Origin of the sequence: Deinococcus aerophilus (assembly GCF_014647075.1) — a bacterium.
Classification (GTDB): domain Bacteria; phylum Deinococcota; class Deinococci; order Deinococcales; family Deinococcaceae; genus Deinococcus; species Deinococcus aerophilus.
Map to the genome: position 1 here is coordinate 73,304 of NZ_BMOM01000006.1, position 12,001 is coordinate 85,304.

12 protein-coding genes are annotated in these 12,001 nt (G+C 66.9%); 7 read left to right on the plus strand and 5 right to left on the minus strand.

Going from position 1 to position 12,001, the window contains the following annotated elements; translation table 11 throughout:
• Window positions 1–37: 37 nt before the first annotated feature.
• Window positions 38–784: a DUF937 domain-containing protein gene (locus IEY21_RS05670; RefSeq protein ID WP_188902243.1), complete on the minus strand. Its 747-nt coding sequence runs from the start codon at window positions 782–784 to the stop codon at window positions 38–40.
• Between the two features lie 231 nt (window positions 785–1,015).
• On the opposite strand from IEY21_RS05670, the gene IEY21_RS05675 reads away from it, so the two are divergent.
• From IEY21_RS05675 to IEY21_RS05695, 5 genes are all read left to right on the plus strand, one after another.
• On the plus strand, window positions 1,016–1,837 hold the full coding sequence (locus tag IEY21_RS05675) for an ABC transporter permease (RefSeq protein ID WP_229752915.1): 822 nt from the start codon (window positions 1,016–1,018) through the stop codon (window positions 1,835–1,837).
• Window positions 1,830–2,696: an ABC transporter permease gene (locus tag IEY21_RS05680; protein WP_229752916.1), complete on the plus strand. Its 867-nt coding sequence runs from the start codon at window positions 1,830–1,832 to the stop codon at window positions 2,694–2,696. Before IEY21_RS05675 ends, IEY21_RS05680 begins: the two co-directional genes overlap by 8 nt.
• A 19-nt stretch (window positions 2,697–2,715) precedes the next feature.
• Window positions 2,716–3,681: an ABC transporter ATP-binding protein gene (locus tag IEY21_RS05685; RefSeq protein ID WP_188902247.1), complete on the plus strand. Its 966-nt coding sequence runs from the start codon at window positions 2,716–2,718 to the stop codon at window positions 3,679–3,681.
• Window positions 3,678–4,097 (plus strand): hypothetical protein, encoded by a 420-nt coding sequence (locus IEY21_RS05690; RefSeq protein ID WP_188902249.1) that lies wholly within the window; start codon window positions 3,678–3,680, stop codon window positions 4,095–4,097. The genes IEY21_RS05685 and IEY21_RS05690 overlap by 4 nt, the downstream gene beginning before the upstream one ends.
• A 155-nt stretch (window positions 4,098–4,252) precedes the next feature.
• Window positions 4,253–4,825: a DUF2179 domain-containing protein gene (locus IEY21_RS05695; protein ID WP_188902251.1), complete on the plus strand. Its 573-nt coding sequence runs from the start codon at window positions 4,253–4,255 to the stop codon at window positions 4,823–4,825.
• Window positions 4,826–4,921: 96 nt separating this feature from the next.
• Here the strand turns inward: IEY21_RS05695 and IEY21_RS05700 are convergent, their stop codons facing one another.
• Window positions 4,922–6,457 (minus strand): glycine betaine uptake BCCT transporter, encoded by a 1,536-nt coding sequence (locus IEY21_RS05700; protein ID WP_229752917.1) that lies wholly within the window; start codon window positions 6,455–6,457, stop codon window positions 4,922–4,924.
• A 167-nt stretch (window positions 6,458–6,624) separates the two neighbouring features.
• Here IEY21_RS05700 and IEY21_RS05705 point away from each other — a divergent pair, with 167 nt between their 5' ends.
• Window positions 6,625–7,248, plus strand: a complete 624-nt coding sequence (locus IEY21_RS05705; RefSeq protein ID WP_188902253.1) for a DNA-3-methyladenine glycosylase — start codon at window positions 6,625–6,627, stop codon at window positions 7,246–7,248.
• Between the two features lie 44 nt (window positions 7,249–7,292).
• Window positions 7,293–7,961, plus strand: coding sequence for a DNA-3-methyladenine glycosylase (locus IEY21_RS05710; protein ID WP_188902255.1), 669 nt, complete (start codon window positions 7,293–7,295; stop codon window positions 7,959–7,961).
• Here IEY21_RS05710 and meaB read toward each other — a convergent pair.
• The 3 genes from meaB to scpA all read right to left on the minus strand — a co-directional run bounded on the left by meaB (window position 7,931) and on the right by scpA (window position 11,985).
• Complete coding sequence (gene meaB / locus IEY21_RS05715; RefSeq protein ID WP_188902257.1) at window positions 7,931–8,875, minus strand: methylmalonyl Co-A mutase-associated GTPase MeaB; 945 nt, start codon at window positions 8,873–8,875, stop codon at window positions 7,931–7,933. The genes IEY21_RS05710 and meaB overlap by 31 nt on opposite strands.
• A gap of 62 nt (window positions 8,876–8,937) precedes the next feature.
• Entirely contained in the window at window positions 8,938–9,741 is an 804-nt protein-coding gene (locus IEY21_RS05720) for a VOC family protein (RefSeq protein WP_188902259.1), read from the minus strand.
• Window positions 9,742–9,822: 81 nt separating this feature from the next.
• Window positions 9,823–11,985: a methylmalonyl-CoA mutase gene (scpA, locus tag IEY21_RS05725; protein WP_188902261.1), complete on the minus strand. Its 2,163-nt coding sequence runs from the start codon at window positions 11,983–11,985 to the stop codon at window positions 9,823–9,825.
• Window positions 11,986–12,001: the final 16 nt, after the last annotated feature.

Below are 12,001 nucleotides of genomic sequence, written 5' to 3' on the forward strand. Positions count from 1 at the left end.
CGGCCAGCGGTGGGCCACCGGTACTCGGGGCGAACGCTCAGCGCCGCCCGCCGAATATCCCGATCAGGTCGTTGAGGGCATTGCCGTCGCCGTCGCGGTCCAGCACATGGTTCAGGGTGCCGATCATGCCGCCTACCCCGCCGGGAGCCTGGGATGCCGGGGAGCTCTGGGGAGGCAGACCGGAAATCACCGGGCCTCCGCCCAGCACGCCGCCGCCCCGCTCCTGCGGCACCGGACTCTGCGGTGTCGGAGTCTGGGGAGCTGACCCGCCGCCGCCGAGCAGACCGCCGAGCAGTCCTCCCAGGCCCCCTGAACCCGAGCCGCCCCCCAGCACCCCTCCCAGGATGCTGCCGAGGTTGCCCATGCCCGCGCTCTGGCCCCCGCCCTGCTGCTGGCGGCCCAGGTAGGCCAGAACCAGCGGAGCAGCCAGACTCAGAATCCGCATGGCAAGCTGCGGGTCAATGCCGGCCCGCTGTCCCACGGCGTTGGCGGCGGCCTGCTGCTGATTGCCGAAGACATGCCCGAGGATCTTCTGGCCTGTCTGGGTGTCGGGCAGAGCCCCCTGCTGAAAGCGGTCGAGGGCGCTGCCGTCGTGCTGCTGCAGGGCCCCGGAAAGGGCGGCGGCTCCCTGCGGTTCGGTGGCATTGCGGGTCATGGCCCCGAGCAGCAGCGGAATGGCGGCCTCCAGCGCGGATTCGGCTTGCTGGGGGGTGGCGCCTGTCTGCTGGCTCACCTGCTGCTGCGCCTGGCCCAGTCCGCCGAGCATGTTGAAGATGTCCATCATGGGTTCTGTCCTCCTGAGAAAGAATGGATGCGAATGCCTGTGCCGCCAGCGTACCCCCGCTGTGGAGCACCTGCCCCCGGAGGAGCTTGAGCAATGGCTGAGGTCGGGAAACCGTGCCGGCAAGGGGGTGGGGACCTCTGCCAGATGGCCTATTTGTGCCGCCAGGCCCGGCCCTTAACCTGTGGGCATGCCTGGGTGCCGGGCAGGGGAGAGTCGAATCTGCAGGCTGCGTTGTCCATATCATCTTTTTTCCGGCCCCACGCTGCCCTGTACGCGGCGGTGGCGCGGCTGGGGTTCCGGCGGCAGTTCGCCTACCCGCAAGCAGCGCTGTGGGGCCTGATCACCAACCTGTTTTTTGGGCTGCTGCGGATTGCGGTGCTGGTGGCGCTGTTCGGGCAGCAGCCGCAGGTGGCCGGCTACACCGTGCAGGACGCCATCACCTACACCGGCTTGACCCAGGCGTTGATCATGACCCTGTCGCTGTTCGGCTGGACGGACTTCATGCGGACCATTCACCGGGGAGAGATCGTGGGCGATCTGCTGCGGCCCCACGACCTGCTCGCCTTCTGGGCGGCGCAGGATGCGGGCCGGGCGGCGGGCCAGTTCGTGTTGCGCGGCTTGCCCATGCTGGCCCTGTTTGCCGTGGTGTGGGGCGCGACCTTCCCGGCTGGCGTGGAGGGCTGGACCCTGACGGCGCTGAGCCTGCTGCTCGCCTGGGCCTGCGGCTTTGCTTTCCGCTTTCTGGTGAACTGCGCGGCGTTCTGGTCGCCGGATGCGGTGGGCATCGGGCGCTTTGCCTGGGCGGTGCTGGGCCTGGGTTCGGGATTCCTGATGCCGCTGGCCTTCTTTCCGCCGGGGGTTCAGCAGGTGCTGGCCCTCACGCCCTTTCCCAGCATGATGAACACCACCGTGGAGGTGTGGTTGGGGGTCAGGACCGGCGCACAGGCCCTGGCGGGTCTGACCGTGCAACTGGGCTGGGCGCTGGCGCTGTTTGCGCTGGCCGCCGCCGTGCTGTCGCGCGGGTTAAGGCGGCTGGAGGCGGCGGGTGGATAGGCCATTCGCCGCTTCACCCCAGGACCAGACCGACGGACCTCTGGCCTCGGCCACCCACCATCTGCGTCTGTACTTTCTGCTGTTGCGTGCCCAGGCCCGTTCGCAGGCCGTTTACCGCCTGTCGTTCGCGCTGGACGCGGTGGGATCGGCCTTCATCACGCTCGCCGAGTTCGCGGCGTTCGCGCTGGTGCTGCCGCGTTTCGGTACGCTGAGCGGCTGGACCCTGGGCGAGGTGGCGTTGCTGTACGGTCTGGCCGAACTGGCCTTTGTGCTGATGGACCTGCTGTTCGGCGGTTTCGATGCTCCCAACCTGAGCCAGCATGTCCGCAGCGGCAGCTTCAATACCTTTCTGCTGCGGCCCGCGCCCCTGCGCCTGCAGATCTTCGGTTCGGATTTTGCCCTGCGGCGCGTGACACGGATCTTCCTGGCGGCGGGGATTCTGGCCTACGGCGTATCCGCGTCGGGAGCGGTCTGGACTCCAGAAGCCACCCTGCTCCTTACCGGCAGCGTGGTGGGCATGATCGCCTTCTTCGGCGGGCTGTTCGTTATCGGCGGCACGCTGACGTTCTGGACGGTGGAGAGTGTGGAGGCCATGAACGTCCTTACCTACGGCGGGCGCACCCTGATTTCTTACCCGATGGACATCTACGGTCAGTTTTTGCGCAAGACCTTCACCTACCTGCTGCCCGCCGCCTTCCTGTCCTACTTTCCGGTGCTGTCCGTCCTGGGCCGTCCTCTGCCCGATGGATTGCCGCTGGTGGCCGCGTACCTGTCGCCCCTCATCGGGCCGTTGATGCTGGCCGCCGCCTTCGCTTTCTGGCGGGTGGGGGTGCGGCATTACGGGGGAACGGGAACGTGAGTTCAGCAAAAGGAGCCGTATGATCACCGTCGAACACCTTAAAAAAACCTTCCGCACGCGCCAGGGTGGCGTGTTGCGCGGATCAAGCGTCACCCTGGAAGCCGTGCGTGACGTGAGTTTCAGCGTGGCGAGGGGAGAAATCGTGGGCTACCTGGGCCCGAACGGGGCGGGCAAGAGCACCACCATCAAGATGCTCACCGGTCTGCTCGTTCCCGACAGCGGCCGGGTAGAGGTGGGGGGGCTGGTGCCGTGGCGGCAGCGCCGGGCGCATGTGGCGCGGCTGGGGGCGGTATTCGGCCAGCGCACGACGCTGTGGTGGGACCTACCGGTTCACGAGTCACTGGAGCTGCTGAGGCACGTCTACCGGGTGCCGGAAGCCCGGTTCCGCCAGAATCTGCGCGACTTCACCGAATTGCTGGAACTGGGGCCATTCCTGAACACCCCTGCCCGCGCCCTGAGCCTGGGCCAGCGCATGCGCGCCGACCTCGCTGCCGCGCTGCTGCACGATCCCGAACTGCTGTTTCTGGACGAACCGACGGTGGGCCTGGATGTGGTCGCCAAGGAGCGCATCCGCGAATTCATCCGGTATGTCAATGCTGCGCGGGAGGTGACCGTGCTGCTCACCACCCACGACCTGACCGATGTGGAGCGGCTGGCCCGCCGCGTGATGATCATTGACCACGGCTCACTGCTGTACGACGGTGATCTGGCGCAGTTGCAGGCCCGCTACGGCAGCGCCCGCGAACTGGTGGTGGACTTCGAGGCCGCGCCGACCGACCCGCAGGTGCCGCAGCTGACGCTGCTGGGCACAGACGGCCCGCGCGTGCGCTACGGCTTCACCGGAGCCGCCGCTGCCCCGATTGCCCGCGTGACCGCCCACGCGCCGGTCCGCGACATCACCGTGAAGGAGCCGGACATCGAGGCCACGGTCCGCCGGATTTACGAGGGCGGGCTGCTGCGGGACGGGAGAGCATGGAGGGGATGAAGCAACCGGACCGCAGGCCAGAGGCCGAACATCGTGGCTCAGCGCCCAGCGTCAGCACACCGCTGCTGTTTCTGGTCCTGCTGAGCGTGGTGGCGGCGTTTTCGGTGGTCCCGATTCTCGTGAGTCCCAGCGAACATCGGTTCGGGCCGTGGCTGGCTGCCCTGATTCCCCTGCCGGTTCTGTTCGGGTGGTGGTTCTGGGCACGTCACCGACAGCATCCACAACGGATGTTCGTTATCGGGCTGGCCTTCGCTGCCATGCAATGTTTCTCCGTGGTGGGGCAGATCTTCGTTCTGGGCGAAGCTTATCGCCGCACCATCGGGTTCATGTGGCTGAATCTGGGTGTGGCTGGCCTGGCATTCATCGGCGGAGTGATCTATCTGTGGGTTCAGACGCGCAGGGGCAGACGAGATTAAACCTGGCGCCCAACGTTTTCCTGGCCTGAGTGCTGGACTGCACAGGCGCTTCAGACGTACTGGAGCTGCGGTGGGGATGCACAGGGCTGCGCAGCGCTGCCCTCCCGGCCTGACCGCTGACCATTCTCATTTCATGCCCCCCTAAGTTCAGGGCTGTGTCTGATGTTCTGAATGCCGAGGCCCTGCTGGGGGCGCTGCTTATTTTTTCTCTGCGGATCGTGGACGTGTCGCTGGGCACGCTGCGCATCGGGATGCTGGTGCGCGGCAAACAGACGGCTGCCGGGGCGCTGAGTTTCTTTGAGTCGCTGATCTGGCTGCTCGCCGCCGCCAAGGTGCTGAGCACGCTGGACAGCCCGCTGCAGTTCATCGCCTACGCGGGCGGCTATGCCTCGGGCACCATGCTGGGTTCCAGCATCGAGCGCTGGCTGGCGGTGGGCAAGGTGGTGCTGCGGATCATCGTGCCGGTGGGGGCGCCCGATGTGCAGGAGGCGCTGCGTCAGGCCGGGTTCTATGTCACCACCGTCAACGCCTCGGGCCGCGACGGCGAGGTCCGGATCCTGTTCAGCGTGATTGCCCGCAAGAAGATCAAACGCGCTTTCCAGGTGGTGGAGGCGGCCTATCCCAAGGCCTTCATCACCGTGGAAGAGGTCACCACCGCCCAGCTTCAGGACACCGTGACCCGCCAGGAACGTCAGTCGTTTCGCCGCCTGCGGATGATGCGCAAGTAACCCGGGCGCCAGAAGCTCCAGAAGCGTGTGCGTGGCAAAGCAGGCGGGCCGCCCAGGGTAACTGGGGTGGCCCGCCTGCTCTGGTGTTCGCCTACTTCAGGGTTGCGGCTGCTTCTTGTCCTGTGGCGCGGGCGTCCGCGCGGCCTTCTTCAAGGGGGCCGGCGCAGGGAACTCGCTCTTGAGGCCCTTGAGCAGGCTGACGCACATGCCGATCATGATGATGCTGAACGGCAGCGCGGCGACCACACTGGCCGACTGCAGGCCCGCCAGACCACCGCTGAGCAGCAGCGCCACGGCAATCATGCTCTGCATGACGCCCCAGGTCAGCTTCACCGGATTGCTCGGCTCGCCCTTGCCTCCACTGGACTGCAGGCCCAGCACGTAGGTGGCCGAGTCGGCGCTGGTGATGAAAAACGAGGCGATCAGCAGCGTGGCAATGCCGGTCAGAATGTGCCCCAGAGGCAGGCCCTGCAGCAGGGCAAACAGGGCGGTAGAGATGTCGGCCTCGGTGGCCTGGGTCACGGCCGTCTTGCCGGCCAGGGCACCGTTCAGGGCGCTGCCCCCGAACACGCTGAACCACGCGAAGCTGACCAGCGCGGGGACGCCCAGCACGCCCAGCACAAATTCCTTGATCGTGCGCCCACGCGAGATGCGCGCGATGAACAGCCCCACGAAGGGTGCCCAGGCAATCCACCATGCCCAGTAGAAGATGGTCCAGCCGCCGACCCAGGTGGCCCCGGTAAAGGGAGTCAGGCGGGTGGACAGATTGATCAGATCCTGCAGGTAACCGCCCACACTGGTGGTGAAGGTGTCGAGCAGAAACACCGTGGGTCCAAAGACAAATACGCCCAGCATCAACAGGCCCGCGAGGACCACGTTGGTGTTCGACAGCAGCTGAATGCCCTTGCTCAGGCCGGTCATGGCGCTGATCAGGAACAGCACGGTGACCACAGCGATGATCGTGAGCTGTGAAGTGGTGCCGATGCTCAGGCCAAAAGCACTGTTCAGTCCGCTGTTGATCTGTATGGCGCCGAAGCCCAGCGAGGCCGCGACCCCGAACACCGTGGCAATAATGGCCAGCACGTCAATGGTTTTGCCAATGGGTCCCTCGACCTTCTTGCCCAGCAGGGGCCGGAAGGTCCGGCTGATCAGGGTGGGTTCGTCGCGCCGGAAGGAGAAGTACGCGATGCTCATGGCCACCACGCTGTAGATGGCCCAGGGATGCAGCCCCCAGTGGAAGAAGGAGTACTTCAGGGCGGCGCGGGCGGCCTCGGGCGTTTCGGGCGTCAGGCCGCCGGGTGGAGTCAGGTAATGCGAGACCGGCTCGGCCACTCCGTAGAACACCAGGCCAATGCCCATGCCTGCGCTGAACAGCATGGCAAACCACGACAGGGTGCTGAACTCGGGTTGTTCGTCGTCCTTGCCCAGCTTGATCTTGCCGTAGCGGCTGAACGCCAGAAAACCGCAGAACAGCAAGAAGGCCAGCACGGCCAACAGGTAGTACCAGCCGAAAGTGCTGGTGGTCCAGGTCACGGCGGCGCTGGCCGCAACCCCCAGGCCCGCCGGACTCAGCAGCCCCCACAACACAAAAGCGGCGATGATCGCCAGGGAAAGATAAAGAACCAAGGTCATGACCTCCAGAGCACCCGTTACACAGGGCAAGAAAAGAATACAGGGGCTTTCGTCGTCCGGACCGGCAGAAAACAGTCTCAATCTTCCGGGTCACAAAAGACACAAGTCTTTACCTTAACCCAGCTTCATGAATGAAATGCGGGTCAGACTGCATTAGCCTGCCGGATATGCAGGCCCTCACCTTGCCTCCCGGATTTTTTGATCGCGATCCTGTTCGGGTGGCCCGCGAACTCCTGGGGAGTACCCTGGTACACGTTCTGCCCGGTGGCGAGCGGCTCAGTGGCCGGATCGTGGAGACCGAAGCCTACGACTGCCCGCGCGACCCGGCGTGCACCGCCGGACGCTTTCACGCGGCCCGCAGCGCCGAGATGGCAACCGTGCCGGGACACTGGCTGTTCTGGAGCACCCACGGCCATCCTCTGCTGCAGGTGTCGTGCCGCGAGGAGGGCGTGGCGGCCAGCGTTCTGATCCGGGCACTGGAACCCCTGGAAGGCCGCGCCCGGATGCTGAACCACCGGCCCGTGACCCGCGAACGCGACCTGACCAATGGGCCGGCCAAGCTCGTCTATGCGCTGGGCATCGTGCCCGCCGAGGTCCGGAACACGCCGGTGGACCGCCCTGCCCTGCATCTGTTTGCACCGGCTGTACCGCTGCCAGACGCGGAGGTCGCGGTCACGGCCCGCATCGGCATCCGGGAGGGTCGCACCCTGCCCTGGCGCTTTCTGATCCGGGACAATCCGTGGGTCTCGCCCGGTGTGCCGAGCATGGACCTGACCGGTGGCGCGGGGTAGGCGTTCGCCCAGACCTTCTGCGGCCCTTCCTCTAGCCTCGGCACATGCACGCGTCTGTCCAGCCTTTCCCGTATGTACAGGCCCTGAAGCCTGCATTCTTCGCGGGCGATCCGGTAACCGTGGCCCGCGCGCTCCTGGGGGCCATACTGGTCCGCACGCTGCCGGGCGGTGAAATCCTGGCTGCCCGTATCGTGGAAACCGAGGGATACGACTGCCCGCGCGACCCCAGCTGTCATGTGGTGGCCCGCCTGCCCGGTGCGGCGCAGGCGATGGGCGGCGAACCGGGCCGGGTGTACTTTCATCACGCCTATAAGCAGGCGCTGCTGAACGTGGTCTGCCGTCCGCCGGGGGTCCAGGCCTCCATTCTGGTGCGCGCCGCACAGCCGCTGCTGGGTGAGGCGACGATGCGCGAACTGCGCCCGGTCCGGCGGGCCCTCGACCTGACCAACGGTCCCGCCAAGCTGGTCACGGCGCTGGGCCTGACGGCGGAACTGGCCGGGCAGCCCATTGACGGTCCGGCCTTTTACATCGTGCCGGGCGGGCCGGTGCCCGACGCAGAACTTCAGATCACCGCCCGCGTGGGCCTGCGCCGGGGAGCGGAGTTGCCGTGGCGGTTTCTCATTCGCGGCAATCCGTGGGTGTCTCCAGGCAAACCGGGCGCAGACCCTCCCGCAAGCCGGCCTCACGGCGCCGTGAGGACCGCCACTCCCTGAATGGCCGTCAGCTGCCCCGCCTCGACCTCGGCGCGCAGGCGGTGAAGCTGCTGCGTATCGAGCCCTTCTTGAAACATTCGCCACGCGGCCTCGCGCAGCAACTCGTCAAACCACTGGACCGTCTGGGTGCGGCGCCGGGCGCTCAGGTCCACCTCTTGGACATACTCCAGCACCGCCGCCCAGACTTCTGGGACGCCCTCGCCGGTCAGGGCAGAGGCCCGCAGCACCTGGGGCCGCCAGGGGGCGTCGTGCGGGGTCAGCAGGTTCAGGGCGGCGCGCAGTTCGGTCTGGGCACGCACCGCTGCCCGGGGGTCACTATCGGCTTTGTTCACCACGCACACGTCGGCAAGTTCCATGATGCCGCGCTTGATGCCCTGCAACTCGTCGCCCGCGTTGGGCAGGGTGAGCAGCACGAACAGGTCGGTCATGGCGGCCACCTGCGTTTCGCTCTGGCCCACGCCCACGGTTTCCACCAGCACCACGTCGTATCCCGCCGCCTCGCACAGCGTGATGGCCTCGCGGGTCCGGCGGGCCACCCCACCCAGGGTGCCGCCCGCCGGACTGGGCCGGATGTACGCGCCCGGGTGAACGGTCAGCCGGGGCATGCGGGTCTTGTCGCCCATGATGCTGCCGCCCGTGCGGGCGCTGCTGGGGTCGACCGCCAGCACGGCCACCCGGCGGCCCGCGTCTGCAAGCTGCGTTCCCAGCGCCTCGATAAAGGTGGACTTGCCCACCCCCGGCACCCCGGTCAGGCCCACCCGGACCGAGTGTCCGGCGTGCGGCGCAACCTCCGAGAGCAGCTGCTGGGCCTGCGCTTCATGGTCGGGGCGCGTGGATTCGCTCAGGGTGATCGCCCGGGCCAGGGCGCGGCGATTACCGGACAGCAGGGGGGCGGCCAGGGGATGGGCGGACATGCGTTCCATCATAGGAAAGACCCCGTCAGATGGACGGGGCCTGTGGAGAGAGCGGTCGGGAGTTAGCGGCCCGCCGGTTGCGGATTCATCACCGAGAACACCGCGCCCGCCGGATCGGCCAGCACCGCCATGCGGCCATAGTCCATGTCGAAGGGAGCCACCAGAACCTTTCCGCCGTGCGTCTCCGTGGTCCGGGCAGCCGCGTCCACATCCTCGGCATAGAAATAGACCATCCAGCCGCCCGCGCCCACCTCGTCCCAATTCTGCGCGTGGCCCGACACGCCCGCGAAACCCACCCCACCATGCATAAGCTGGTGGTAGTCCGCGCCGGGCAGCGGCAGGGCATCCGCATTCAGAAGCCGGCTGTAAAACGCCACGGCAGACGCCGAATCATGGGTGTTGACCTCCGCCCAGACCACCCGGCCCGTCCCCTGACAGGCCGCGAAACCGCCGTGCTGATCGTCCTGCCACAGCCCGAAGATCGTCCCGTCGGGATCGGCGACGTGATGCGCCCAGCCTTCCGTTCCGATCTGCACTGGCCCCTCAAAGGCAGTGCCGCCGAGCGTTCTGACGTGCTGGGCGTCGGCCACAATGTCCCTGGTGTCAAAGTAAATCAGCCACGACGGGGGTCCATTCATGCCTTGCGGCGGGGGCGGCGAGATCCCCGCCGCCCGGTGCCCCCCACTCTGGGCATTGGCGTAGCCACCGAACTCCTCGGAAATCTGGTACTCCCAGCCGAACAGGGCGGCGTAGAAGTCGCGCGTTCGCTGTGGCGTGGAGGTGGTCAGGTCCACCCAGATCGGTTCCCCGGCGGGAACGGGCAGGGTTGAGGACGGGACGGGGGTGGTCGTCTGCGGCTGGGACATGAATTGTGCCTCCTGTGAGAGGGGACCGGGCCCAGGCAGAGCCCGGCTCTGACAGCAGCTTAGGTCACAATTTATATTTTGTCAAGAGCGTAATGGATTATCCGCATTACGCTCGCTCAGCAGCCGCAGGACCTCACGCGCACTCGTCAGGATTGGGGTGCCGGGGCCGAAGATGCCTGCCACACCCGCCTCACGCAGCGCCGCGTAGTCCTGCTGAGGAATCACGCCTCCGGCAATTACCAGGATGTCGCCCGCATCCTGTTCGCGCAGCGCGGCGATCAGCTGTGGAATCAGGGTTCTGTGTCCCGCCGCCTGGGAACTGACGCCAATCACATGCACGTCGTTCTCCACGGCCTGCCGCGCCGCCTCATCCGGCGTCTGGAACAGCGGGCCCACGTCCACATCGAAGCCCAGATCGGCAAAGCCGGTGGCAATCACCTTGGCTCCGCGGTCGTGTCCGTCCTGACCCATCTTGACCACCAGCATGCGCGGACGGCGGCCCTCGGCCTCGGCAAAGGCCTCGATCTCGCCCTGCAGGGCCGCGAAGCCCTCGTCCCCGGCGTAGCCCTGGGCATACACACCGCTCAGGGTGCGCACCTCGGCGGAGTGGCGACCCCACACCCGCTCCAGGGCGTCGCTGACCTCGCCCACCGTGCAGCGGGCACGCATGGCCTCCACGGCCAGGGCCAGCAGGTTGCCGTTCCCGTTGCGGGCGGCGTCCTCCAGCGCGTCCAGCGCCGTCTTGACGGCCTGCGGGTCACGCCCGGCCCGCACGTCTTTTAACCGCGCGATCTGTGACTCGCGCACCGCGTCGTTGTCGATGTCCAGCAGCTCCACGGGTGTCTGTTCGCCCGGGCGGTACTTGTTGACGCCCACGATCACGTCCTCGCCCCGGTCGATGCGGGCCTGCTTGCGGGCTGCACTCTCCTCGATGCGTAGCTTGGGAATCCCGGCCTCGATGGCCTTCGCCATGCCGCCCAGCTCCTCCACCTCACGCATCAGCTCGCGGGCCTTCTGTGCCAGATCGAAGGTGAGGCGCTCCATCAGGTATGAGCCGCCCCAGGGGTCGATGACGTCCGGAATCCCGGTCTCTTCCTGAATCACCAGCTGGGTGTTGCGCGCAATCCGCGCCGAGAAGTCGGTGGGCAGGCCAATCGCCTCGTCGAAGGCGTTGGTGTGCAGGCTCTGGGTGCCTCCGAACACGGCGGCCATCGCCTCCACCGCGGTGCGCACCACATTGTTGTAGGGGTCCTGCTCGGTCAGGGACCACCCGGAGGTCTGGCAGTGCGTCCGCAGGGCGCGGCTCATGGGGTTCTTGGGCTCAAAGCCTGCCATGATCTCGTCCCACAGCAGCCGCGCGGCACGCAGCTTGGCGACCTCGGTATAGAAATTCATACCGATGGCAAAGAAGAAACTCAGCCGGGGCGCGAAGGCGTCCACATCCAGCCCCTTGCCCAGCGCGGCCCGCACGTACTCCAGGCCGTCGGCCAGGGTGTAGGCGAGTTCCAGCGCAGCGTTGGCGCCGGCCTCCTGCAGGTGGTAGCCGCTGATCGAGATCGAGTTGAAGCGCGGCATGTGCTGGGCCGTGAACTCGATGATGTCGGCCACGATGCGCATGGACGGCTCAGGCGGGTAGATGTAGGTGTTGCGCACCATGAACTCTTTGAGGATGTCGTTCTGGATGGTGCCCGAGAGCTGTTCCAGCCCGGCACCCTGTTCCTGCCCCGCCACGATGTACCCGGCCAGGATGGGCAGCACCGCGCCGTTCATGGTCATGGACACCGACATCTGGTCCAGCGGGATGCCATCGAACAGCAGTTTCATGTCCTCCACGCTGTCGATCGCCACGCCCGCCTTGCCCACGTCGCCCACCACGCGCGGGTGGTCCGAGTCGTAGCCCCGGTGCGTGGCCAGGTCAAAGGCCACCGACAGACCCTTCTGTCCGGCGGCGAGGTTGCGCCGGTAAAAGGCGTTGCTCTCCTCGGCGGTGGAAAAGCCCGCGTACTGCCGGATGGTCCACGGGCGCGCCGCGTACATGGTCGCGCGCGGGCCGCGGGTGTAGGGCGGCAGGCCCGGCAGGGTGTCGGCCGCGCCGCCTTCAGGGAGATCGGCGCGGGTGTACAGCGCCTTGAGGGTCAGGCCCTCGGGGGTAACCTGATTCAGGGTGTCGGGCTCGGCTCCCTTCAGGTCCTTGCGGGCCAGTGCTTTCCAGGCCCCCAGGTCGTGTTGTGCTCGCTCACTCATGCTCTTGGCCTCCGTA

Coding starts and splice junctions, on each gene's coding strand:
- IEY21_RS05670 (WP_188902243.1), bottom strand. CDS start 784: ATGATGGACATCTTCAACATGCTCGGCGGACTGGGCCAGGCGCAGCAG.
- IEY21_RS05685 (WP_188902247.1), top strand. CDS start 2,716: ATGATCACCGTCGAACACCTTAAAAAAACCTTCCGCACGCGCCAGGGT.
- IEY21_RS05690 (WP_188902249.1), top strand. CDS start 3,678: ATGAAGCAACCGGACCGCAGGCCAGAGGCCGAACATCGTGGCTCAGCG.
- IEY21_RS05700 (WP_229752917.1), bottom strand. CDS start 6,457: ATGACCTTGGTTCTTTATCTTTCCCTGGCGATCATCGCCGCTTTTGTG.
- IEY21_RS05705 (WP_188902253.1), top strand. CDS start 6,625: ATGCAGGCCCTCACCTTGCCTCCCGGATTTTTTGATCGCGATCCTGTT.
- IEY21_RS05710 (WP_188902255.1), top strand. CDS start 7,293: ATGCACGCGTCTGTCCAGCCTTTCCCGTATGTACAGGCCCTGAAGCCT.
- meaB (WP_188902257.1), bottom strand. CDS start 8,875: ATGTCCGCCCATCCCCTGGCCGCCCCCCTGCTGTCCGGTAATCGCCGC.
- IEY21_RS05720 (WP_188902259.1), bottom strand. CDS start 9,741: ATGTCCCAGCCGCAGACGACCACCCCCGTCCCGTCCTCAACCCTGCCC.
- scpA (WP_188902261.1), bottom strand. CDS start 11,985: ATGAGTGAGCGAGCACAACACGACCTGGGGGCCTGGAAAGCACTGGCC.